A 22,185-nucleotide genomic window follows, 5' to 3' on the forward strand; every position below is an offset into this window, starting at 1 on the left:
TTTATCTGCGCAGTGCCTGCCGGAAATCCTGCATTTTGAAGGCGCCTAAAATTTGCCCTGCAACGCCGTACACAACGATCCCTGTGGCGCAAAGCGCAAGCAGCCCAAGCCCGCGCCACGGGCTGTCATAAAGGACTGGTGTCAGCGTGCTTGCAACGCCCCATAGGCTGGCACCCATAATACCTGAGGCTGCAATGATCCGCGGCAGGCGTATTTTGAAGCGGGCGTCAAAACCGGCCGCATCGCCCATAGGTTTGGTTTTGATCCATAGTAGTGCCGCCATGCCCCATCCCGCCAGAGACGTGCCCCACGCGGCGGCTGTAAATCCGATAAGCGGCGAAAGCCCCACCGCCACCACGGCATTGATGAACAGGGAGACCAGCGCAAAATAGAAAGGTCGCTTTGTGTCGTGACGGGCAAAGAAAAGCGGCTGCAGCGTTTTTTGAAGCACAAACGCAGGAAGCCCAAGCCCGTAGATTGCCACAGCCCACGCGGTTGCTTGGGCATCAGTGAAAGCAAATGCGCCGCGTTGAAAGAGCACACTGATCAGTGGCAGTGGGATGACGATAAGGGCGACGGATGCGGGAACCGTCAGCGCAAGGCTTAGTTCTGTTGCGCGGTTGAACGCATCACGGCCACCAACGGTATCATTGGCCTCCAGCTTGCGACTGAGGTCCGGCAAAAGCACCACACCGATGGCAATGGCGACAACACCAAGGGGCAGCTGATAAAGGCGGTCTGCGTAATTTAGCCACGCGATTGCACCGTCAAATTGGCTGGCGATCTGCCGCCCGATCAAAAGGTTGATCTGAACCACACCGCCTGCAAGCATCGCGGGCCCCATGACCAGCATCAGCCGCTTTAGTTCGGGCGTCATGCGCGATCTGGCGGGTGTGATCCTAAAGCCAGCCCGCGCAGCGGCACTCCAGACCAAAGCGAATTGTGCAATGCCCGCAGTGGGCACGGCCCACGCCAATGTAAGCCCCATGTCCCAGCCCATTTGATAGGCCAGCATCAGTGCCGCGATGAAGACAACGTTTAACAACGCAGGTGCTGCGGCTGCCGCTACAAAACGGCCTGTGGCGTTAAGCACCCCTGACAAAAGAGCGGCCAGCGAAATGAAGATGATATAGGCAAAAGCAATACGTCCGAAGTTTACCGCAAGATCGAAGCGGGCGTCGCCTGCGAACCCCGCGGCCATGGCGTAAACAAGCGCGGGCATTGCAAACAGGGCTATCAGGGTCAGTCCGATCAATACCGCAGCCAGCCCCGTGAACGCATCACGGGCGAAAGGCAGGGCGCCGTCATTTGCTTCGAGCTTTTTGGAGAACATGGGCACGAAGGCCATGTTAAACGCCCCTTCGGCAAAGAAACGGCGGAACATATTGGGCAGTGAAAATGCGATCAGGAACGCTTCGGCCACAGGGCCCGCACCCAAAAATGCCGCAATGGTAATGTCGCGCACAAACCCCAAAATGCGGCTGAGCAACGTCCAGCCCCCCACAGTGAGCATGCCTGAGATGAGACGTATGCGTTTCATGCCTCGGCTGCACGCTCCACGCCGCGCTCAATGGCGTCGCGCAAATTCCGCTCAAGGCTTTTTTGTTTGCTCTCGGAGTAGAACTTAAGGCCGAACATATCTTTGACGTAGAAGGCATCCACGACCTGTTCGCCGTAGGTGGCGATGATCGCGCTGCCGATGTTGATATTGGCGGCTGCCAGCGCGCGGGTCAGATCATGAAGCAGGCCTGGGCGGTCACGGGTGTCGACCTCAATGATTGTGTAAATATCCGAGCCGTCGTTATCGAAAGTGATTGTTGTCGGCACGCGGAACGCTTTTTCGCGCTTCTTGATTTTGTCTTTTGGCGCAAGCGCGTCGCGGGTGATGACTTCACCGCGCAGGGTCTTGCCGATCATTTGTTCAAGACGGGGCAGGCGGCTGGCCTCAAAGGGGGTCTCATTGGCGTCTTGCACCCAAAACGCGGCTGTTGCGTAGCCGTCTTTGGTGGTGAACGTCCGTGCATCCACAATGTTTGCGCCGACCAAGGCCAATGCGCCTGCGATGCGGCTGAAAATGCCTGGGTGATCGGCCATGACACAAACCGCGCGGGTGGCGTCGCGGTCTTCATCCATGGTCAGTTTGACGCGAATGTCCGTATCGCCAATGCCGCGCAACAGATGCGCAACATCAACGTGGGCTGTTACGTGCAAGCCTTGCCAATACGGAGGGTAATGCCGGTTTGTCTCAACCCGAAGATCCTTTGTGCCCCAATCCGGAAGTGCCGCGCGCAACGCCTTTTTCGCCTCTGCACCGCGGGTTTCACGGTTCAGCGCCTCCATGCCGCCTTCAAGGGCGCGGCGGGTCTGGCGGTAAAGCGCGCGCAACAGCGAGGCTTTCCAGTTGTTCCACGTGTCAGGACCCACGCCGCGAATGTCACACACAGTGACAAGCAACAACAAATCCAGCCGCCCAACAGATTTCACTGCCTTGGCAAAGTCGCGCACCGTGCGCGGATCAGCAATATCGCGTTTTTGTGCCGTGTCTGACATCAGCAAGTGGTAGCGCACCAGCCACTCGACGGTTTCACATTCTGATTTGCTCAGCCCCAAACGTGGGCAAACTTTTCGCGCGATTTGTGCACCAAGGATTGAGTGGTCCTCGGGTCGTCCTTTGCCGATGTCGTGCAGCAATAGTGCTACGTAAAGTACCTTGCGGTTGATGCCGCTTTGAATGATGTCAGACGCCACGGGTAGGTCTTCAAGCAGCTCACCTTTTTCAATGCGGTGCAGATGGCTGATCGTTTGGATGGTGTGCTCATCAACAGTGTAGCTGTGATACATGTTGAACTGCATCATTGCGACGATCGGCTCAAATTCGGGAATGAATGCGGAAAGCACCCCAAGCTCGTTCATTCGACGCAGCGAGCGTTCGGGATTGTCGTGTTTGAGAAGCAAGTCGAGAAAGATGCGCTTGGCCTCGGGGGTGCTGCGCAAGTTATTATCGACCAGTGGAATGTTGGCGGCCAAAAGCCGCATCGCGTTGGGATGGATCAAAGTACCTGTGCGCAGTGCTTCTTCAAAGATGCGCAGCATATTCACGGGCGTTTCAACGAACACCTCTGGGTCAGGCACCGTGATGCGGTTTTGCTCAATGGCAAAGGGCGCACGTACCCGTGGTTTGCGTTTGAAAATACGCATCAACATAGGCTCAGATTTGAGGTGGTCGTTCTCAAGGGCCGTCAAGAATATGCGGGTTAGCTCACCAACAGAAGTGGCGTGACGGAAGTAGGCCTGCATGAAATGTTCAACGCCGCGACGCCCCGAATGATCGGTGTAGCCCATCGCATCAGCCACCTCGACTTGCATATCAAACGTCAGCTGATCCACGGGGCGTGAAGCTACCAAATGCAGATGGCACCGCGTTGCCCACAAAAAGTCTTCTGCACGCAGAAAAGTCTCGAACTCGTCATCGGTGAAAACGCCAAGCTCAACAAGATTGCCGGGGTCATCAACGCCGTGCAGGTATTTGTTCATCCAAAAGAGTGACTGCAGATCGCGCAGACCGCCTTTGCCTTCTTTTACATTTGGCTCAACCATGTAGCGCTGTCCGCCTTGCTTGCGGTGCCGCTCGGCGCGTTCCTCAAGTTTGGCCTCAATGAATTCGGACGCCGTGGACTGAAAGAGGTCGGTCCAAAGTTGGTCGCGTAATTCATCGCCCAACGTCTGATCTCCGCAGATATAGCGTTGCTCAACAAGCGAGGTACGGATGGTGAAATCTTCGCGGCCAAGTCTGATACAATCCGCGATGGTCCGGCTGGCTTGGCCAACTTTCAGACGCAAATCCCACAGCATGTAGAGCATCGATTCAATCGTGCTCTCGGCCCAAGCTGTGATTTTGGTGGGGGTGAGAAACAGCAAGTCCACGTCTGAATGTGGCGCCATTTCTGCGCGGCCATAGCCACCCACGGCAATAACGGCAAGTCGCTCACCTTTGGTGGGATTGCTGTTGCGGTGTAGATACGTCTCGGCAACCCAATGCACTGTGCGCACAAGTCCGTCCGTCAAAAATGCATAGGCTGATGTTGTAGGGCGCGCGTGGGTTGGTTCGGCCAGAAACGCCTCTTTGATGACGGCGCGGCCCTTGGCATTTGCGTCTTTAAGATAGTCTACGGTTGCGGCACGGATGGCTTTTGCGTCCGCACAGTCATCAAGGATGCGCGTCAGGTCGTCTTGGGCTGCGGCTTGATCGAAAACGACAAAGGCCGGCGCCACAAGGGGCTCCGGACCTTCGTGTTCAAAATCGTCGGCGTCAGAAACCAGCGCCGCTGAAGTTTTTGGGAGCTGGGTCAAGGATTGCCACCTGATTGTTTTCAATTTTCGCGACAGCAAGGCCGCGCTCGTTTGTGCCGTCGGGCAGAAGGCGGAAGATGCCTTGGGTGCCGACAAATCCCGATTGGCGGGTAAGGCTTGGTGAAGTCAGGGCGTCAGAACGGCCTTGGGCCAAAAGTGCGCCGATTGCAGCGATGCCGTCATAGGAAAGACCTGCGATGGGGTGCGGGCGTTCGGAATATTCCGCTTGGTAGCGGGCGGCGAAGTTACGCTCAAGTGCTTGGTCGGGTAGTGTGAACACACCACCTTGCAGGCCTGGCAGGACAAGTGACTGTGGCTGTGAGCTCCACCGTGTCAGTCCCATCAGCTGAATATCCATCCCAAGGCCACGCTCGGGCAGGGCTGTCATCAAAAACGGCAAGTCGGACTCAGGGCCCGCTGTCACAAACAAGGTATCGGCACCGGTTTCCTTGACTGTCGCGCTGATGCGGCGGGCGGCGTTGTTGATGCCGTCTTGGCTGAACGGATAGCTTTCAACGCCCGTAATCGTAGCCCCATTGCGATTTGCTGCACTGATGATGGCGTCTCGGCCAACTTGCCCTGCGAGTTCGTCTGCATGGGCGATCAAAATGTTGGTTTTGCCAATTTGACGGCCATAATTCACCAAACGGTTTGCTGTATTCTCAAATGTTGGCCCCAGAATGAAAAGGTTACCACCGGCGATAGATGCGTTGTTGGAGAAGGCCAAGACATTTGTGTTTGTGCCAGCGATGGCCACTGCCGCTGCGTTTGCAGCCTCTGCATAAAGTGGCCCAAGGATAATTTTGGCGCCGTCATTTACGGCGGCGATTGCGGCGTTTGAAGCCTGCTGCGGGGTTCCTGCCGTGTCGTAAACGCGTAGGTCAATCTTGGCATTCGTCTGATCCGCAATGGCAAGACGCGCAGCGTTTTCAAGGTTGCGTGCCAAAAGTGCATCGCTTTCGCGGCCTGACCCGTTTGGCACCAACAGCGCGATTTGGACCGTTTTGTTTGGGTTCACGCTTTGCCCTGACAGGCCGCCCACGGAAGTTGGGTTGCAAGCGGCAAGGGCAAGCAACGCAGCTGCCCCCACAAGGCGCAGTGCTGCACGGCGCGGGTTGAAAGTGATACGATTGCGTGTACGCGTAACCATGGTAAACCAAAACTCCCTCGTGGTGGGCCAACCTTTGGACCCTTGCTGCGTATCATAGATATATCACTAGGCGGGTCTAGGCATGAATCATTCCCAAGTTCACCGTGTTGAGCGTTTGGCAGCGGGCCTTTATTTTGTGGCGACCCCAATTGGTACAGCGCGTGATATTACGTTGCGGGCGCTCGATATATTGGCCTCTGCGGATGTGATTGCAGCGGAAGACACGCGAAACACACGTAAATTGATGGATATTCACGGGATCGCGCTCGGGGATCGCCAGCTTGTGTCCTATCACGATCATAACGGTGAAAAAGTCCGCCCGAAATTGATTGCTGCGATAGAGGCGGGCAAATCTGTGGCCTATGCGTCTGATGCGGGAACGCCTTTGGTGGCCGATCCGGGTTATGGATTGATGCGCGGTGCGATTGAGGCCGATGTTTTGGTTACCTCTGCGCCCGGACCGTCTGCGGTGCTTGCGGCGGTTACGGTTGCAGGTTTGCCGAATGACCGTTTCACATTTGCGGGTTTTGTGCCGAACGCGAAGGGGGCGCGGCGCGCTTTCTTGTCGGGCATTGCGAAAAGTGATGGAACAATGATCGTTTTCGAAAGCCCCAAACGCATTAAGGCAATGTTAGAAGATTTAAGCGATATCGTTGAACCAGAACGCCAGATAGCGGTTGCAAGAGAGTTAACCAAAAGGTTCGAAGAGGTTTTGCGCGGGACTGTATCTGAGGTACAAGCCCTGGCAGAAGGGCGCACGTTCAAGGGTGAGATGGTGGTTATGCTAGACAAAGCGCCCGTCGGCTCGGCAACAGATGAAGATGTTGAGGCAGCTTTGAAGGATGCTTTGACAGAACATTCGGTGAAAGACGCCGCAGCAATCGTTGCGGATATGTATGGCAGGCCAAAGCGTGAAATTTACCAACAAGCGTTAGCTTTGCATAAGGCTACGGGCTGAGTGAAACCAAACGTTGTTATAGCTGTGTTAGAGAGAAGGGATTGTTAAATGTTAGAACTGGTTCTTGAACGTCCTACGGCTGTTACTGCCAAGCAGCACAGGGGCCAAACATCTTACCACGCAGGTCTTGCTGCAGAAGGTGCCGCTGCACGACATTATCAACGCGCTGGCAAAATGATATTGCAGCAAAGATATCGTGGCCGTGCAGGTGAAATCGATTTGGTTGTGCGCGACGCGGATGAGTTGGTTTTTGTCGAGGTTAAGAAAAGCAAGACACATGCCCAAGCAGCACAGCGCCTCTCGCGCCGTCAAATGGACCGCATCTGCAGAACAGCGCTGGAATATGTGGGCTCTGAGCCGATGGGTCTGTTGACCCCAATGCGCTTTGACGTGGCATTGGTGGATCAATACGGCGCAATCGATGTGATCGAAAATGCTTTTGGCGGGTATTGATCGGCTCCGTTCTTGTGCCCATTGCCTTACCAGCATCTGTGCCCCATGTATGACGCAGTGAGTAAAGGAATGCGCCATGAGCTTGAAAATTGCTTTTCAGATGGACCCAATTGGCCCAATCGATATTGATGCTGACAGCACGTTTCGCATCGCCGAAGAGGCGCAATTGCGCGGGCATGAGCTGTTTTATTACACGCCCGATATGCTTGCGTACCAAGAGGGCCGGATCACCGCCACCGGTTGGCCGCTCACAGTAAAACGTGAAAAAGGAAATCACTTCAGCTTAGGTGAAAAAACCGAAGTTAATCTTGCAGAGATGGATGTGGTTTGGCTGCGCCAAGATCCGCCTTTTGATATGGGGTATATCACAACGACCCACCTGCTAGACCGCATTCATCCGGACACGCTTGTGGTTAACGATCCTTTCTGGGTGAGAAATTATCCCGAAAAGCTGTTGGTTTTGGATTTCCCCGATCTCACGCCCCCAACCACTGTTGCTCGTGACTTGGAGACGATTAAATCGTTCAAAGCGAAACATGGCACCGTTATCCTCAAGCCTCTTTACGGAAATGGTGGCGCGGGTGTGTTCAAGCTGACCGAAGCAGACAACAACATCACTTCTTTGCACGAACTTTTCAGCGGCATTAATCGCGAGCCGCTCATTGTGCAGAAATTTTTACCTGACGTTTCCAATGGCGATAAACGCGTGATCCTTGTGGATGGTGAGCCCGTAGGTGCGATTAACCGCGTACCTGCTAAAGGCGAAACACGCAGCAACATGCACGTAGGCGGCCGACCTGAAAAAGTAGCGCTGACCGCGCGGGATATTGAGATTTGTGAGCGTATTGGGTCGCTTTTGCGCGAAAAGGGGCAGGTTTTTGTAGGTATCGATGTGATTGGTGACTATTTGACCGAAATCAACGTGACGTCTCCGACGGGCATTCAGGAATTGGAACGGTTTGACGGAACTAACGTTGCAGAGAAAATTTGGCAAGCAATTGAAGCTAAGCGCGCCTGAATAGCCTTCCGCTTCACGGCGTGAAGCCTGCCATCCGAAAGCCAAGTGCCTCGGCGATGTGATGGCGGGCAATGTTTTCACAGCCATCAAGATCCGCAATTGTTCGCGCCACGCGCAGGACGCGGTGGTACCCGCGGGCGCTAAGTCCAAACCGATCTGCGGCGCGCAACAACAACGTGCGTCCGTCGGGACAAGGTGCAGCTATTCGCTCCAATGTAGCGCCGTCTACATCAGCATTTACGCGAAATTCGGATCCTGCAAAGCGCGCGATTTGAATGTCGCGCGCGGCCTTTACACGTGCCGCAACGACAGCCGAACTTTCGCCGGCGGATGGCGCATCAAGATCTTGAAATCGGACCGGTGGCAAATCAACGCGTAAGTCAAATCTGTCCAACAGGGGGCCCGATAGTTTGCCCAAATAATCGTCTCCGCATTTTGGCGCTTTGGCGCATGCGCGTGCGGCATCTGAGAGATAGCCACATCGACAGGGGTTTGCAGCAGCGAGCAATATGAACTTGCAGGGATAGCGCACATGAGCGTTTGCGCGTGCGACCATCACCTCGCCTGTCTCCAAGGGCTGCCGTAGTGTTTCCAGTACAGATCGTGAAAACTCTGGCAACTCATCCAAGAACAAAACGCCGTTGTGGGCCAAAGAGATTTGGCCAGGTTTTGCGCCGCGTCCGCCTCCAACGATTGCCGGTTTTGAAGCCGTATGATGCGGGTCCCAAAAGGGTCCTTGCCGCGAAATTCCGCCCTCGCGTAATAATCCTGCAAGCGACTGGATCATTGATGTCTCAAGGGCCTCTGTGGGTGAAAGTAGCGGCAGAATGGATGGCATGCGTGCGGCCAGCATAGATTTTCCAGACCCCGGTGTGCCGACCATTAATAAATTGTGACGTCCTGCTGCCGCGATTTCGAGCGCGCGTTTAGCGTGTTCCTGTCCTTTGACTTCGGCCAGGTCTTTTTGGTGCGCTGGGCTGGAGACCTCACCGGGTTGGGCGGGTTCGATGATGCTTTGCCCGCTTAGATGCCGCAGTGTTTCGTTTAGCGAAGATGGGGCAATGACTTTTGCGCCTCCAACCCAAGCCGCTTCCGCTCCGCATGGTGAGGGGCAGATGAATGTGCGTTCGTTCTCTGCAGCTGTCATCGCCGCGGGTAAGGCCCCCGATACGGCAATTAAGCTACCGTCGAGGGATAATTCGCCAATGGAAACGATTGCTTCAGCTGTATCGTCGGGAATAATTCCAATGGCGGTTAGTAGCGCGATGGCGATGGGTAGGTCTAAATGAGAGCCTTCCTTAGGAAGGTCAGCCGGTGATAAGTTGATGGTGATCTTGCGCGATGGCAGTGCAATGGCGAGTTCAGCAAGCGCGGAACGGACGCGTTCTTTGGCTTCGGAAACGGCTTTGTCTGGCAGTCCAACAACGGAGAACGATGGCATGCCTGCCGTCACAGCGCATTGCACCTCAACGAGTCGCCCTTCGACACCTTCAAATGCAACCGTGTAAGTGCGCGCAACCATTTCGTTACCGTTATACTTGTTAACCAAATGCGCACCACGTACCGGCAGCGCGCTTATGTTTAGGTATGTGCGGTTAATAGTTTACGATTGGTAAATTCCCATGAACTCTGGCCACGCTTCGGGATCATACATGGTTTTGTCGCGGCACATTGCATTGCAAAATCCGTATGTATGATCACCAAGCCGCATAAAGTGTTCAACGGGCCTGCCAGAATAGGGGCAATGCGTATTCACAGTTTGCGAACCGTCTTGTGTCGCGGTTCCGATCTGTGGGGGCACGAAAGGCCAAGGTGCCCTTTCAAAGTCCCGTTCACAGTCCTGAACCACTGCACCTTTCGCAAGACCCGCCGCCCGTAACCGGCGCAGGGCAGGGTCGCTCAAATGTGCACTGACATACGCCTGTGATGTTGGGCCAAGCCCAAAACCATAAGTGGTGAGCCGCGTTGCCATCGGCGCATAGATCGCATCTGCGATACTATATTTACCACACAACCACGGCGTCTGGCTGCCCGTTGTTTGACGCGCGTGTGTCCAGATCAGCTCAAGCCGGTCCAGTTCGGCTTGGACATCCTCAGGGGCGGTTAACCCTTTGTAACTATGCCGCAGGTTCACAGGCCAGCTGCTTCGCAATGCCCCAAAGCTGGAGTGCATCTCGTTTGCCAAGTAGCGCGCAATCGCGCGGGCCTTGGGGTCGTGGGGCCACATGTTGCGGTCTGGATGACGGCTGGCCAGCTCTTCTGCTATGGCCATCGAGTCCCCAAGCTGCGTTCCGCAGGGAAGTGTCAAAGTCGGCAAAGTGCGCGCAGGCGCCAGATGTGGGATGCGTGGTCTCACGTCTGCTTCATGGTCGGGGTAGACAGTGGTTATGTCGACCAACTCCATCAATCCCGCGTGTTCGATCATCATTACGGCCGCGATGGACCAGCTAAAATACAGGCGATTGCCGATGGTGAGCTGATATTTCATCCCATAACTCTACGGGGTTTGCATGGTTATGCCAGTGGCAATTATTCCGCTCATAGACGCAATTTCAGCTGGGATAACTTAGGGACAGAAATTGATAACGGGTGCAGCTTCATCGTCGATGTGGGTCACAGACAGGTTGTCTATCCTGTGCCCGAACGCCTCGTAGGCGGAGATTCCAAGAGCCCGCTGAACTTGGGTCAGGATCACCCCAAAGTGGCACACCACAATCAAATCGCCGTGCGGGCGAAGTGCGTCGATTGAGGCCGTGACACGGCGGTAAACCGCGTTCCAGCTTTCACCGTTTGGTGGCGCGATGCTGCCGGGGTTTTCCCAATACTGACGGATGTGATCTTGGTCTTCTATCTCGTCAAAGCGCTTCATATCCCAATCGCCAAAGTCAATCTCGCGTAATCCTTGGTCATGGGGAAGACGTGTGCGGCTGGCTTGAATGGCATCCGCAGTTGCACTTGCGCGCACTAGGTCCGATGAAATGACAGGCACGTCTGGCAAATAATCGGACAACCGCTTGAGGGCGGCGGTATCGCTCAGATCAGCGGGAATATCCGCGTGGCCAACCATGGTTTTTGCGTGGGTAGGACCGTGCCGCACCATATAAAGGGTCATAGGGCGCCTTTCAGAATTTGCGGCAAACCTGCGATCACGTTCACCACGGTGTCTGCGCGTGCTGCGACTGCTTGGTTGAGCTTGCCTTGCGCGTTGCGAAACCGGCGGGACAGCGCGTTTTCGGGGACAATGCCTTGGCCGACTTCATTACTGACAAACACAATATGTGCAGCACAGTCAGCCAGCGCCGTTTCAACTTGGGCCCAGGGTGCGCGCCAACTGTCGGGACTATCGTCGTCCATCATGATGTTGTTGAGCCACATGGTCAGGCAATCAACCAACACAACACTGCCCGCAGGTGCTGCCAGCAGCGCCTTTGCAATATCGCGCGGCTCTTCGATGGTTTGCCAATCAGCACCGCGCTGGATTTTGTGTGCTTCCATTTTTGCACGCATTTCATCATCCCAAATCAGGGATGTCGCCAGATAAATCCGCGTTAACCCACTGTTAACAAATAGGGTTTCTGCAAAGATAGATTTTCCTGAAGCTGCTCCGCCTAGGACAAAAGTTATTTTTGACAAGTTTTTCTGCACCATTAGTGATCCAACCCTGAATGCCCCGCGTAATCAGTACAATAGCAGCGGATCAAGCCGCCGCACAGACTGCAAAACAGGGGTTAAGACATGGCATTTGATGGCTACGCGGATCAATCCTTTTCTCGCCGTGCGATGAAAGCAGAACTACTCGATGCTGAGACGGAATTGCGTCTGGCATATGCATGGCGCGATCAGCGCTGCGAAAAGTCTCTTCACCGTTTGATTACTGCTTATATGCGGCTGGCCATTTCGATGGCGTCAAAGTTCAAGCGCTACGGCGCGCCGATGAATGATCTGATCCAAGAAGCGTCTCTTGGTTTGATGAAGGCTGCAGATAAATTCGATCCTGACCGCGGCGTGCGCTTTTCAACCTATGCTGTTTGGTGGATCAAGGCGTCTATTCAGGATCATGTGATGCGGAACTGGTCCATGGTGCGGACGGGGTCAACAAGCAGTCAAAAGTCACTGTTTTTCAACATGCGCCGTGTGCAAGCCCGTCTTGAGCGTGAAGCGGCTGCGGTCGGTGAAAAGCTTGAAGGGCACACATTGCGTGCCATGATTGCGACCGAAGTTGGAGTGCCACTCCACGACGTAGAGATGATGCAGGGACGCTTGTCCGGTTCTGATTTTTCGCTCAACGCTACGCAATCTACAGAAGATGAGGGACGCGAGTGGATTGATGCGCTTGAAGACGACAGCCCTCAAGCGGCTGAGCGGGTGGAATATGAGCACGATATGAGCTGCATGCGCACGTGGCTTATGGAGGCCATGAGCGCGCTGAATGAGCGCGAGCAGTTCATCGTGCGTGAACGCAAGTTGCGTGATGATCCGCGCACGTTGGAAAGCCTCGGCACCGAGCTGAGCCTGTCAAAAGAACGCGTACGGCAGCTTGAAGCGGCGGCATTTGGTAAGATGCGCAAGTCGCTTGAAGCAAAAAGCGGAGAGGTTGCTGCCTTTTTGATGTGATGTCAGGGTCCCGTCTTTAAGGCTAAAGCAAGAGCGCTCAGTCACGCGGTGACTGGGCGCTTTTGCTGTTTTGGGTTTGTCACTTTGTGGCGCTATGGCTACATCTGTTGCCAAAGGGAGGCCGCCTATGCTGTCTGGACGTCATATTCTGTTGATCATCGGTGGTGGGATTGCCGCCTATAAATCGCTTGAGTTGATCCGGCGTTACCAAGATGCGGGTGCGCAGGTCACGCCTGTTTTGACACGCGCAGGTAGCGAATTTGTAACGCCTCTAAGCGTGTCAGCGCTTGCAGGGCGCAAAGTGCACCAAGACTTATTTGATCTGACGGCCGAAGCCGAGATGGGTCATATTGAGTTGTCACGGGCTGCGGATTTGGTGGTGGTTGCACCGGCGACAGCTGATTTGATGGGCAAAATGGCGGCGGGATTGGCCAATGATTTGGCCTCAACTTTGTTGATGGCTACGGACAAGCCCGTGCTCCTTGCCCCTGCAATGAACGTGAAAATGTGGGAGCACCCGGCCACGAAGCGAAATTTGTCGACGTTGAAAACTGACGGCATTCTGTTTGTGGGGCCTGAGGAAGGTGGCATGGCATGTGGCGAATTTGGCGCGGGCCGCATGGCAGAGGTGCCGCAGATTATTGAGGCCACGGCCAGCGCGTTTGCAGATGGACCAATGTCGGGAAAACACGTCATTGTCACTTCGGGTCCGACCAACGAGCCGATTGATCCTGTCCGCTATATTGCCAACCGTTCAAGCGGTGCGCAGGGCACAGCGATTGCGCGCGCCTTGGCAGCCCTTGGCGCGGATGTGACATTTATCACAGGGCCCGCAGATGTACCGGCACCGGAAGGTGTCCGTGTAGTTGCGGTCACCACTGCAAGCGAAATGGTAGATGCGGTGGATGCAGCGTTGCCAGCACAGGCAGCGGTGTTTGCCGCAGCCGTCGCGGATTGGAGGGTCGCTTCCGCGAGCAACAGGAAAATTAAGAAAAATGCTGGTGGTCTTCCGGTATTGGAGTTTGCAGAGAACACAGACATTCTGGCACGTGTTTCACAGATGACTGAGGGGCGGCCAGCCCTTGTTGTGGGGTTCGCGGCGGAAACAGATGATGTGATTGCCAATGCAACGGCAAAACGGGCGCGCAAAATGTGCGACTGGATCATCGCCAATGATGTGTCACCGGAGACAGGCATCATGGGAGGCGGTGAAAACGCTGTGACCGTGATTTCTGAGAATGGTGCAGATAGCTGGCCGCGGATGGATAAGACGCAAGTTGCACGGCGTCTCGCCCAGCTAATGAGTGATGCTTTGGCTTAACACCGTGCCGTTTGGGTATTTTTGAACAAAAGAAGAGCGGGCTTCGTTAGTACCCTGCTGTTCTGTCCACAAGGCCGATAGGCGTTTGGCCATTTTCGATACGAACGATATTGCGTGCGATCGCATCCGCAGCCGTGGCCGCGCGTGTGACGCTGGCGATATGAGGCGTGACAGTTACTTGGCGGTGGGCCCAATATGGGTGATCCGTTGGCAACGGTTCTGTGTTGAACACATCAAGGGTCGCATGCGCGATATTTTTGTCCAGTGCAGCGAGCAGCGCCTCGTCATCGATCAAGGGCCCGCGGCCGGGGTTCAGCAGGAACGCACCGTCTGGCAGCAGAGCTAGTTTTTCTGCGTCCAGAAGATTGTTCGTTTCATTTGTGAGGGGCAGAAGGAGGACAAGAATATCAGCGGTGCGAAGTGCTTGATCCAGTCCCGCATCACCTGAAAGGCAATTTATACCATCGATGGTTTTTTGTGTACGGCTCCAACCGGTGACGGGAAACCCAATTGACCGTAAAGCTTGGGCACAGGCCGTTCCCAACGCCCCCATGCCAAGAACTGTGACGCGGCGTGTCTCAACCAAGGGCGGCCAACTTGTGTTGCGCCATGTCCCGTCTTGGCCGTGAATATGAGCGTCCATTCCTACGTGATAACGCAGGCTATGGGCGCTGACCCATTCTACCATGCCTTGGGTTAGACCGTGATCAATCATCCGCACCAGCGGTTGGGTCAGAGTTGCATTGCCAACAATCGTTTCGACACCGGCCCAAAGGTTCAGGACGGCCTTAGTTTTCGTGTAGGGTGTGAAGTCACTTAATGGCCCATTGGGTGCGAAAATGATGTAGTCTGCGTTATGGGTTTCAAGATCACGGGTGATTGACGCATCAATTTCTGCGCGTTTGAAGGCCGCCGGTAGGGTGGTTTGATAGTGGCTCCAATGGTCGTCAGTACCTGCAAAGATGATCTTCATTTATCGTGCCCTGTGTACGTGTGCGGATTGCACAATTCCGAATGCGACGAGCAGCACTAACATGGCTGATCCGCCGTAGCTTACCAACGGTAACGGGACGCCGACCACTGGTGCAAGCCCCATCACCATCGCCATGTTAACGGCGAAAAACAAAAAGAACGTACCGGCAATTCCAAGGCTGACCAACTGTGCAAAACGGTCTTTTGTTTTGGCTGCTGAGACCACACAAAAAATAACAATCAGCCCGTAGAGCAGTAGCAATGAAAACGCGCCTACAAAGCCGAACTCTTCGGCCAGTGTCGTGAAAATAAAGTCTGTGTGTTTTTCAGGCAAAAAGTTAAGCCGCGATTGGGTGCCTTGCATAAAGCCCCGTCCGGTCCAGCCGCCAGACCCAAGAGCAATTTTGGACTGGGTGATGTGGTATCCGGTGCCAAGTGGGTTAGATGAAGGGTCCAGAAATGTATCAATACGGTCATATTGGTAGTTTTTCAAAAGCTGCCAATCAGTGCCGCGTGATTGGAAAACAGCAAATACGACCCCAACTGAGCTGCTGATCACAGCTGCAAAATATCCCCAGTGCACACCAGCAAACCACATCATCATACCGCCGCCCATGATCAACAAAAGCGATGTTCCGAGGTCGGGTTGTCGCAACACCAAAAAGACCGGTAGCATTATGAAAAAGAGGGGTACGACAATCCAAAATGGCCGTGAGGTTTTTTCTCGCGGTAGCCAGTCATAGTAGGCGGCAAGCAACATCACGAGGGTGATTTTGGCAAGTTCCGAGGGTTGCAGCCGCATAAAGCCAAGATCGATCCAGCGTTGTGATCCGCCACCGACGTCGCCCAAAAACTCGACGATCAAGAGCAACACTAGCGTTCCCGCAAATGCCAATCCTGCGGTATTGCGCCAAAACCAAATGGGAACCATGGCGACAATGAACATCAAGGTCATGCCCAAGGCGAAGCGCTGAACTTGGGCCATTGCCCAAGGTGTCCACGACCCACCAGCCACCGAATAAAGCATCAAGAAACCGATGCTCGCGACGGCTGTGATCATCAGAACCAAAGGCCAGTTCAGATACAGCAATTTGCGCGGACCTGTGGGAATTTGGCGCACGGAGTACTCAAGATAGCTCATGCTTTTGTCCCCTGATTGCGGTCGCTATCAAGGCTGCGCAAAAGCGCCTCCATCTGACGGAACGTGTTGCGCACATCTGCGCGGGCCGCATTAGGGTAGGCGCTGAGCGGCGGTGTGTCTCCGTAAAGCGCACGCAGAGTGATATCGCGGCCAATTGGTGCGGCCGCAGTTGACCCGCCACCGCCGTGTTCCACGATCACGCTGACAGCGATCCGAGGGTTATCAAAAGGCGCATAATTGACCCAAAGCGCGTGGTCACGCCGTTCCCATGGCAAGTCTTGGTTACGCGTGACGCCCCGTGCCCGTTCCGCCGCAGTGATCCGCCGGACCTGACTTGTGCCGGTTTTTCCAGCCATTTTGAACGCAGCATTGACAGTTCTTGAGCGGTATCCGGTCCCACGGCGCTCGTTTGAAACAGCATACATGGACCGGCGAATTGTATCGAGGGTACTGCCCGTGATGCCAAGGTCCTGCCCGCCTGAGATATCTGTCTCAACGCCGTCACGGGATTTGATCAATCGTGGCTCAACACTTTTGCCCGTTGCAAGGCGCGCTGTCATAACTGCCAATTGCAGCGGGGAAGACAAGACATACCCTTGCCCGATTGAGGCGTTGACCGTGTCGCCGATGCGCCAATCTTGATCGCGCACTTCTCGCTTCCACGCTTTGTCAGGTGCCAGCCCGCTGGCAACCGCAGACATCGGGATATCATGACGGACACCAACCCCAAGTTTGCGCGCCATCTCGGCGATGTTGTCGATGCCCACCCGAAGAGCCAGATCGTAGTAGTAGACGTCACAGCTTTCGGTGATTGATTTGAACAAATCCACATTGCCATGGCCCGCGCGCTTCCAGCAATGAAACCGTGTATCCGCAACTTCTTTATGCCCGACGCAGCGCACAGTTTCATTGGCATCCACGAGCCCCGCTTCAAAAGCGGCAAGGGCAGTGATCATTTTGAACGTGGACCCTGGTGGGTAAATGTCTTGAACCGCTTTCGATCTGAACGGGCGGTAGGGATCATTCAGCAGGGCATTGTAGTCGGTGGTGGAAATCCCGCGAACAAACAAGTTGGGGTCAAACGTGGGCGCAGAGCCAATTGCCAATAAATCGCCGGTCTGCACATCCATAATGACTGCGGATGCGGCCTCTCCGGCGAGGCGCGCTTGCACCCAATTTTGAAGCTCTGTGTCGATGGTCAGCTGTATGTCTTGTCCCGCAAGCGCTTCTTCGCGGTCCAACTCACGGATCACACGGCCCACGGCGTTAACTTCGATGCGTTTGGTGCCGGCTTTACCGCGCAGCTCACGCTCTTCTTTTAACTCAACACCCGTTTTGCCAATCTGGAAACGCGGGATCTGCAACAGCGGATCAGGGTCCTCAATGCGGTTAAGGTCAACGTCCGACACAGGACCAACGTAGCCAATCACATGGGCAAAATCGGCCCCCATAGGGTATGCACGCGAAAGGCCCAAATCAGCGGTAACACCGGGCAAAGCAGGCGCGTTTGCGGAAACCTCGGCCACGTCATCCCAGCTTAGCCGGTCCAGAATTGTCACCGGCACAAACGGAGAGCGGCGCTTTAGCTCGGCTTTGGTCTCATCAATTTTCTCGGGGCTGAGTGATACGATCCGTGAAAGCCGATACAGCACTTCGTCGATGTCGCCTGCATCTTCGCGCACGATCGTGATGCGGTAGTTCGGCTCATTCACTGCGATCGGAAAGCCCGTGCGGTCAAATATCTGGCCGCGTGCGGGGGGCAAAAGCCGAATATTGATGCGGTTTTCTTCGGCCAAAAGACGATATTGATCCGCCTGTTTGACCTGTAACTCTCGCATCCTCAGGCCCAAAACGCCCATAACGGCCAGTTGCGCGCCACCCATGATGACGGCCCGCCGGGTGGTGAGACCGGTATTCTCGGACGGATCTTTACGGGGCTTCTTCATTGGGTCGCCCCCTCCATCCGCACATCAGAGGGTGATTGAAACCGCAGTTTCAGGGCAAAGTGGCAAAACGCAGCAACGGCGGGGTAGGCCAGCAAAGTGATCACAAGCTGGGTCAGCGTAAGGCGGAGCGGATTGGTGTCGACCAAAGTGATGTTGAGCAGCACGCGCTCAAAAAGCACAGCGGCGGTAAGCGCAAGCGCAACATATGCCCATTCAACGGTAAATGTGCCTGTGCTGATGTCTGCGGCACGACTGCGCAAAAACTCATTGGCGATCAGAAAAGCTGCTGCAAAAAGACCCGGTGGGCGTTGCAGGATCATGTCCGCGCTGAATGCGATCAAAGCGACCAAGATCGTTGGGGCATAACTTGGGCGGCGCAGGGTCCACGCAAATATCAGGCACGCGATTAAATCAGGCGCACCCCATGCCCGTGGCGCTGTGTTGATTGGCAAAAGGTTCAAAAACAGAATGACTGCGCACAACAGTAAAAGCAAAAACCGATAGCCCCATTTAGGATTGAGCAAAACATCAGCCATCTGTGGCCCCCGTTTGTGCATCTGCCTTTTCATCGCTCTGCTGCATTTGGGGGCCAGCCAACAGGGTGCCTTGGTCCTCGATCAGTTCCCCGTCATGACTGCGCAAGACGCGTAGAAACTTCAGCCGTTCATAATCTGCTGCAAGCCGCGCCCGTAAACGGCGGTCGGGGCTTTGAGCAACTTGACCTACCAGCAAGCCGGCAGGGAAAACTTTGCCGTCGCCGCTTGTTACAACGCGATCACCTGGGCGCACCAGATCGCGGTTTTCGATCAACTCAAGAGTTGGCGCTGCCTCATTATCGCCCACCAGAATGGCGCGTTGTCCTGACGGCTGGACTGTCACGGGAATGCGGCTGTTGGTGTCTGTCAACAAAATCACCCGCGACGTGTTTTGGCCAACGCCGTTGATCCGCCCAACAAGGCCAATGCCGTCCATCGTGGCCCAGCCGTCCATAATGCCATCGCGCGCCCCAACGTTCAGCAGCACGGATTGGCGAAACGGCGAGCCGCTATCGGCGGTGACAACTCCTGTCACATGGGTCAGCTTTGCATCAATACGGACTTTGTTCAGATCAAGCAGGCGGGCGTTTTCTTGCTCAAGCTGCAACGCGGCCTCACGCCACGCTTTCATCTGCTGCAATTCACGGCGCAGGTCTTGGTTTTGCTCATAGATACGGGTGTAGCTTTGAAAATCCCGCGCAATATTGGTAAGCCCCGTCACCGGTGCCATGGCCCAATCCATCGATGGTACAAAACGGTCGATCATCGCGATGCGCAGCCGTTCAACACGCGGACTATCAATGCGCCACAGCAAATACATCCCAAGCAACAACACCACCAAAATCCCCACAAGCATACGCCGGAGGGGGCGGGAATAATCGTCAGCCGTGGTGCGGTCTCGTGCCAAGGGTCACCCCTTTGGTGATGAAGAATTAGCTATCGTAATCAATGACGTGGCGTAGCTTGTGCTCATATTCAAGCGCCTTACCAGTGCCTAGCGCCACACAGTTCAGACTTTCATCGGCGACAGAAATAGCCAGTCCCGTTTGCTCACGCAGTGCAAGATCCAGCTCACCCAAAAGGGCACCACCTCCAGTCAGCATCACGCCGCGGTCGACAATGTCTGCTGCCAGATCGGGGGGGGTTGCTTCAAGGGCGGTCATGACGCTGTCGCAGATTTGTTGCACGGGCTCAGCCAGCGCTTCGGCGACTTGTGCCTGAGAAATCTCAATTTCTTTGGGCACACCGTTCAGCAAGTCGCGTCCGCGAATTGGGATCGACTGGCCGCGCCCGTCATCAGGCATCCGCGCGGTACCAATGGTTGTTTTGATGCGCTCAGCAGTTGCCTCACCGATCAAAAGGTTTTGCTGTCGGCGCAGGTAGTTGATGATTGCCTCGTCCATACGGTCACCGCCAACGCGCACAGAGCGGGCGTAAACGATGTCACCCAGCGACAGAACCGCAACCTCGGTCGTTCCACCACCGATGTCGACAACCATGTTGCCTGTCGGGTCCGTAATGGGCATGCCTGCACCGATAGCGGCGGCGATAGGCTCGGCAATCAGACCTGCGCGGCGTGCGCCTGCAGACAAAACTGACTGGCGAATTGCACGTTTCTCAACAGGCGTAGCGCCATGCGGAACGCAGACAATAATCTTTGGTTTGGAAAGGGTCGAGCGTTTGTGAACTTTGCGAATGAAGTGCTTAATCATTTCCTCGGCCACATCAAAATCGGCAATTACACCGTCCCGCATGGGGCGAATGGCCTCAATCGAGCCGGGCGTACGACCCAGCATAAGTTTGGCGTCTTCGCCAACTGCCAACACTTTCTTAACACCGTCTTTGACTTGGTAGGCCACAACAGAAGGCTCAGACAAGATAACACCCTTGCCTTTGACATAGACCAGCGTGTTAGCAGTGCCCAAATCGATCGCCATATCCGACGAAAACACACTTAATCCAAACATATATCGACTTCCCTTATGTCGCGGCTCGCTGCACGCGGTGCGACTCGGCCTCATCATCCACTTTTGACAGTTATATGCGCGTCCCCTCGCAGGATAAAGAGGGGAAGGCCTGCGCCGTCCCCTCTGTGTGTGCCCTGTCGTGGGCCCACTCTCAAGCGTGTGATGATGTGCCTAAGCAGGAAGCCGCCGCTTAGGATTGGTCTTTGTAGCTGACGCCCTTGGTGTCATAGCCCGGCTCGTCTTGGCCACGCCGTGCAATCAAGCGGTTCAGTGCCATGATATAGGCTTTTGCAGAGGCTACGACGGTGTCCGTGTCTGCGGATTGGCCCGTGGCGATCCGGCCTTCTTCTTCCATCCGTACAGAGACTGTTGCCTGTGCGTCAGTGCCTTCGGTCACCGCTTGGACTTGGTAAAGCTGCAAGCGCGCGCGGTGCGGGGACAGTTCTTTGACCGCGTTGAATGTAGCGTCAACTGGGCCGTCACCTGTGGCTGTTACCTCTTTGTCGGTGCCTTCAACATTCAGGACCATCGTGGCTTCTTGCGGACCGTCTGTGCCGCAAACAACCTTGAGCGAGACCAATTCAAGCGCGTTATTTCCCGCAGTGGCGCTGGTCTGCATCAACGCAATCAGGTCTTCGTCGTAGATTTCTTTCTTGCGATCAGCGAGCGCTTTGAACCGTACGAACACGTCCTTCAGCTCGTTATCGGCCAACTCAAATCCCAAATCCGCAAGTTTGGAGCGCAACGCAGCGCGGCCAGAGTGTTTGCCCATGACGATGTTTGTCTCGGCCAAACCCACATCCGCGGGGCGCATGATCTCAAAAGTCTCAGCGTTTTTCAGCATGCCATCTTGGTGGATGCCAGATTCATGCGCAAACGCGTTTTTGCCAACGATTGCTTTGTTAGGCTGCACCATAAAGCCCGATACCGCGGAGACGCGGCGCGACAAGTTCATGATCTTGGTGCTGTCGATCCCTGTGGTGTAGGGCATGATGTCGTTGCGGACTTTCATGGCCATCACAACTTCTTCGAGGGCCGTGTTGCCCGCACGCTCGCCCAGACCGTTGATTGTACATTCGATCTGACGCGCACCGCCTTCAACGGCTGCTAACGCGTTCGCGGTCGCCATGCCCAAATCATTGTGGCAGTGGGTCGCAAAGATAACCTCGTCGGCGCCGGGCACCGTGGCGATCAAGCGCGTAATCAAATCAGCACTTTCGCGTGGTGCGGTGTAGCCAACGGTATCGGGGATGTTGATTGTTGTGGCACCCGCCTTGATTGCGATCTCAACAACGCGGCACAGGTAATCCCACTCGGTACGTGTGGCATCCATAGGCGACCATTGCACATTGTCGGTGAGATTGCGCGCGTGTGTCACGGTATCGTGGATACGCTCGGCCATTTCGTCTTTGGTCAGGTTTGGAATGGCCCTGTGCAAAGGTGAGGTGCCAATGAACGTGTGGATGCGCGGTTGTGCGGCATGTTTCACAGCCTCATGGCAGCGGTCGATATCTTTGAAATTGGCGCGTGCCAATCCGCAAATTACAGAGTTTTTAGAATTCTTGGCAATCTCGCTGACAGCGGCGAAATCACCCTCAGAAGCGATTGGAAAACCCGCCTCAATGATGTCGACGCCCATATCATCGAGCAAGCCTGCAATCTCGAGCTTTTCTTCATGGGTCATGGTCGCGCCAGGAGACTGTTCTCCGTCGCGCAAAGTTGTGTCAAAAATTACTACGCGGTCTTGTGCCATCGTCTT

19 protein-coding genes are annotated in these 22,185 nt (G+C 55.1%); 5 read left to right on the forward strand and 14 right to left on the reverse strand.

The genetic code is table 11. From position 1 onward, the window contains the following. Nucleotide 1: 1 nt before the first annotated feature. The 3 genes from murJ to NeNHUV3_RS10225 are packed head-to-tail and all read right to left on the reverse strand — an operon-like array spanning nucleotide 2 to nucleotide 5,500. A complete protein-coding gene (gene murJ, locus NeNHUV3_RS10215) occupies nucleotides 2–1,540 on the reverse strand; it encodes a murein biosynthesis integral membrane protein MurJ (RefSeq protein ID WP_391481233.1) in 1,539 nt (512 codons plus the stop codon). After that, nucleotides 1,537–4,350 (reverse strand): [protein-PII] uridylyltransferase, encoded by a 2,814-nt coding sequence (locus NeNHUV3_RS10220; protein ID WP_391481235.1) that lies wholly within the window; start codon nucleotides 4,348–4,350, stop codon nucleotides 1,537–1,539. The genes murJ and NeNHUV3_RS10220 overlap by 4 nt, the downstream gene beginning before the upstream one ends. After that, nucleotides 4,310–5,500, reverse strand: coding sequence for a penicillin-binding protein activator (locus NeNHUV3_RS10225; RefSeq protein ID WP_391481237.1), 1,191 nt, complete (start codon nucleotides 5,498–5,500; stop codon nucleotides 4,310–4,312). Before NeNHUV3_RS10225 ends, NeNHUV3_RS10220 begins: the two co-directional genes overlap by 41 nt. Nucleotides 5,501–5,582: 82 nt before the next feature. On the opposite strand from NeNHUV3_RS10225, the gene rsmI reads away from it, so the two are divergent. The 3 genes from rsmI (at nucleotide 5,583) to gshB (ending at nucleotide 7,929) form a co-directional block, all read left to right on the forward strand. Then, entirely contained in the window at nucleotides 5,583–6,458 is an 876-nt protein-coding gene (rsmI, locus tag NeNHUV3_RS10230; protein ID WP_391481238.1) for a 16S rRNA (cytidine(1402)-2'-O)-methyltransferase, read from the forward strand. A gap of 48 nt (nucleotides 6,459–6,506) precedes the next feature. Next, on the forward strand, nucleotides 6,507–6,911 hold the full coding sequence (locus NeNHUV3_RS10235; protein WP_391481240.1) for a YraN family protein: 405 nt from the start codon (nucleotides 6,507–6,509) through the stop codon (nucleotides 6,909–6,911). Nucleotides 6,912–6,987: 76 nt separating this feature from the next. Next, on the forward strand, nucleotides 6,988–7,929 hold the full coding sequence (gene gshB / locus NeNHUV3_RS10240) for a glutathione synthase (protein ID WP_391481242.1): 942 nt from the start codon (nucleotides 6,988–6,990) through the stop codon (nucleotides 7,927–7,929). A 13-nt stretch (nucleotides 7,930–7,942) separates the two neighbouring features. Here gshB and NeNHUV3_RS10245 read toward each other — a convergent pair whose 3' ends face one another. From NeNHUV3_RS10245 to cobU, 4 genes are all read right to left on the reverse strand, one after another. Continuing rightward, nucleotides 7,943–9,451 carry a YifB family Mg chelatase-like AAA ATPase gene (locus NeNHUV3_RS10245; RefSeq protein ID WP_391481244.1) on the reverse strand — a complete coding sequence of 503 codons (1,509 nt, stop codon included), beginning with the start codon at nucleotides 9,449–9,451 and terminating at the stop codon, nucleotides 7,943–7,945. Nucleotides 9,452–9,532: 81 nt separating this feature from the next. Further along, nucleotides 9,533–10,417, reverse strand: a complete 885-nt coding sequence (locus NeNHUV3_RS10250; RefSeq protein ID WP_391481246.1) for a glutathione S-transferase — start codon at nucleotides 10,415–10,417, stop codon at nucleotides 9,533–9,535. A 78-nt stretch (nucleotides 10,418–10,495) separates the two neighbouring features. Further along, entirely contained in the window at nucleotides 10,496–11,041 is a 546-nt protein-coding gene (locus NeNHUV3_RS10255) for a histidine phosphatase family protein (RefSeq protein ID WP_391481247.1), read from the reverse strand. Then, on the reverse strand, nucleotides 11,038–11,577 hold the full coding sequence (gene cobU, locus NeNHUV3_RS10260) for a bifunctional adenosylcobinamide kinase/adenosylcobinamide-phosphate guanylyltransferase (protein ID WP_391481249.1): 540 nt from the start codon (nucleotides 11,575–11,577) through the stop codon (nucleotides 11,038–11,040). Before cobU ends, NeNHUV3_RS10255 begins: the two co-directional genes overlap by 4 nt. An 87-nt stretch (nucleotides 11,578–11,664) precedes the next feature. Here cobU and NeNHUV3_RS10265 point away from each other — a divergent pair, with 87 nt between their 5' ends. Continuing rightward, entirely contained in the window at nucleotides 11,665–12,543 is an 879-nt protein-coding gene (locus NeNHUV3_RS10265) for an RNA polymerase factor sigma-32 (RefSeq protein WP_048599385.1), read from the forward strand. 127 nt (nucleotides 12,544–12,670) lie between these two features. Further along, nucleotides 12,671–13,864, forward strand: a complete 1,194-nt coding sequence (gene coaBC, locus NeNHUV3_RS10270; RefSeq protein ID WP_391481250.1) for a bifunctional phosphopantothenoylcysteine decarboxylase/phosphopantothenate--cysteine ligase CoaBC — start codon at nucleotides 12,671–12,673, stop codon at nucleotides 13,862–13,864. Nucleotides 13,865–13,910: 46 nt separating this feature from the next. Here the strand turns inward: coaBC and NeNHUV3_RS10275 are convergent, their stop codons facing one another. The 7 genes from NeNHUV3_RS10275 to NeNHUV3_RS10305 form a co-directional block, all read right to left on the reverse strand. After that, nucleotides 13,911–14,837: a 2-hydroxyacid dehydrogenase gene (locus NeNHUV3_RS10275; protein WP_391481252.1), complete on the reverse strand. Its 927-nt coding sequence runs from the start codon at nucleotides 14,835–14,837 to the stop codon at nucleotides 13,911–13,913. Continuing rightward, nucleotides 14,838–15,977, reverse strand: coding sequence for a rod shape-determining protein RodA (gene rodA, locus NeNHUV3_RS10280; protein WP_391481254.1), 1,140 nt, complete (start codon nucleotides 15,975–15,977; stop codon nucleotides 14,838–14,840). Then, nucleotides 15,974–17,923, reverse strand: a complete 1,950-nt coding sequence (gene mrdA / locus NeNHUV3_RS10285; RefSeq protein WP_391481255.1) for a penicillin-binding protein 2 — start codon at nucleotides 17,921–17,923, stop codon at nucleotides 15,974–15,976. Before mrdA ends, rodA begins: the two co-directional genes overlap by 4 nt. Further along, nucleotides 17,920–18,459 carry a rod shape-determining protein MreD gene (locus tag NeNHUV3_RS10290; protein WP_391481256.1) on the reverse strand — a complete coding sequence of 180 codons (540 nt, stop codon included), beginning with the start codon at nucleotides 18,457–18,459 and terminating at the stop codon, nucleotides 17,920–17,922. Before NeNHUV3_RS10290 ends, mrdA begins: the two co-directional genes overlap by 4 nt. After that, nucleotides 18,452–19,366 (reverse strand): rod shape-determining protein MreC, encoded by a 915-nt coding sequence (mreC, locus tag NeNHUV3_RS10295; protein WP_391481257.1) that lies wholly within the window; start codon nucleotides 19,364–19,366, stop codon nucleotides 18,452–18,454. The genes NeNHUV3_RS10290 and mreC overlap by 8 nt, the downstream gene beginning before the upstream one ends. A 25-nt stretch (nucleotides 19,367–19,391) precedes the next feature. Then, nucleotides 19,392–20,426 carry a rod shape-determining protein gene (locus NeNHUV3_RS10300; RefSeq protein WP_048599392.1) on the reverse strand — a complete coding sequence of 345 codons (1,035 nt, stop codon included), beginning with the start codon at nucleotides 20,424–20,426 and terminating at the stop codon, nucleotides 19,392–19,394. Between the two features lie 190 nt (nucleotides 20,427–20,616). Further along, nucleotides 20,617–22,179, reverse strand: a complete 1,563-nt coding sequence (locus NeNHUV3_RS10305; protein ID WP_391481260.1) for a 2-isopropylmalate synthase — start codon at nucleotides 22,177–22,179, stop codon at nucleotides 20,617–20,619. Nucleotides 22,180–22,185: the final 6 nt, after the last annotated feature.

Source organism: Nereida sp. NH-UV-3, from assembly GCF_042939535.1.
In the GTDB taxonomy this organism is placed as follows: domain Bacteria; phylum Pseudomonadota; class Alphaproteobacteria; order Rhodobacterales; family Rhodobacteraceae; genus Nereida; species Nereida ignava.